At 49.1% G+C, this 1325-nt stretch carries 2 protein-coding genes; one reads left to right on the top strand and one right to left on the bottom strand.

Annotated elements, in window-relative coordinates:
* The first annotated feature begins 2 nt into the window (after positions 1-2).
* Complete coding sequence (locus tag PsAD37_RS19935; RefSeq protein ID WP_084407984.1) at positions 3-590, top strand: DNA adenine methylase; 588 nt, start codon at positions 3-5, stop codon at positions 588-590.
* Positions 591-605: 15 nt separating this feature from the next.
* On the opposite strand, the gene PsAD37_RS19930 is transcribed toward PsAD37_RS19935, so the two are convergent.
* Entirely contained in the window at positions 606-1127 is a 522-nt protein-coding gene (locus PsAD37_RS19930; protein ID WP_063297626.1) for a hypothetical protein, read from the bottom strand.
* Between the last annotated feature and the right edge of the window lie 198 nt (positions 1128-1325).

Below are 1325 nucleotides of genomic sequence, written 5' to 3'. Positions count from 1 at the left end.
ATGTGGTTACACTGTTTCGCATCCTTCAGCGCCACTATCCGCAGTTTCTGGAGGTGCTCAAGTTCCAGCTCACCAGCCGCTCTGAGTTTGAACGGCTTGCGGAAACCAAGCCAGACACATTGACCGATCTGGAACAGGCCGCCCGCTTTCTCTACCTGCAACGCACAGCCTTTGGTGGCAAGGTTGACGGGCGCACCTTTGGAGTATCCCTGCGTGGTGCCCGCTTTGATCTGAGTAAGGTGGTGCCGTTGCTGGAAGACGTTCACGAGCGTCTATCTGGCGTCATTATTGAACGCCTGTCTTATGCCGATTGTATCAAGCGATATGACCGCACTGAAACCCTGTTCTATCTGGACCCGCCATATTGGGCCTGTGAGGATTACTACGGCAAAGACGTGTTTGATGCTGATGACTTTTCAAGGCTGGCCGACCAGCTCAAATCCATCAGGGGACGCTTTCTTCTGTCTATCAATGACACACCTCAGATCAGAGATATCTTTGCGGGCTTTGACGTGGAAGAAGTAAGCCTGAACTACACTCTGAACGGTAACGGTCAGAAGAAGGTTCAGGAGCTGATTTTCAGTAACTGACGGAGGTTTTAAGTGTTAAAGGAGGTAACCATCCAAGATATTCGAAATATTCGAACTGCCTGCCGCAGCCACTACTCTGGCCTTTTCAAAGCGAAACCAAACATTACAGCTCGTGCATTGTCTGGCTTCCTCGTGCCCTTGAAGGATACTTTTAACACCCTTTTCCTTGCAGGTTGGGCACAAGTAATGCATGGGTTCTTTATGGTTGGTCTGTTCTTTAAGGCGATACACAGTTTGACCGGCTGGCGTTTCCCAAAGCTCATAACGTGCAAATTCGTTAGCCTTGGCCTGCGCCTCTATGGCGGCCTCCTTCAGCGCCAGAAGTTGCGTCTTCAGCTCCACATTCGCCAGCTTCGTATCTGTAACCTCACTCATAAGTTCCACGACAAGAGCTTCAAGCTCCGGGTTGCTCGACGTCTTCGGAGAACTCAAAAGGTTCTTGATCGACTTGGTGACTTCAACGGCTTTGCCAGCCAGTTTGACACCGCTGTCAGCATGCTTAACCAATGTGCTGATATTATCGAAATCGAAATCCATCGCTCTAACCTGGCTGCAAAAACTAAAAAATCCAAGCATATTCTATAGGAGATTTTTTGACGTAAAACAGGGCACAAATAGAGGCGTTAGAAAGTGGTGTTTGGGATCACTTCTAACGCTCCGTTTTGAAGGAAAAAGAAGAAAAGCCGCTGTGCATGCTAATTTGCCCATCAATGCAAAAACTCGCGCCGCGCCACA

Source organism: Pseudovibrio sp. Ad37 (assembly GCF_001623075.1).
GTDB lineage: Bacteria > Pseudomonadota > Alphaproteobacteria > Rhizobiales > Stappiaceae > Pseudovibrio.
The sequence above is the reverse complement of the archived record's forward strand: the minus strand, read 5'-3'. Positions and strand labels throughout refer to the sequence as shown.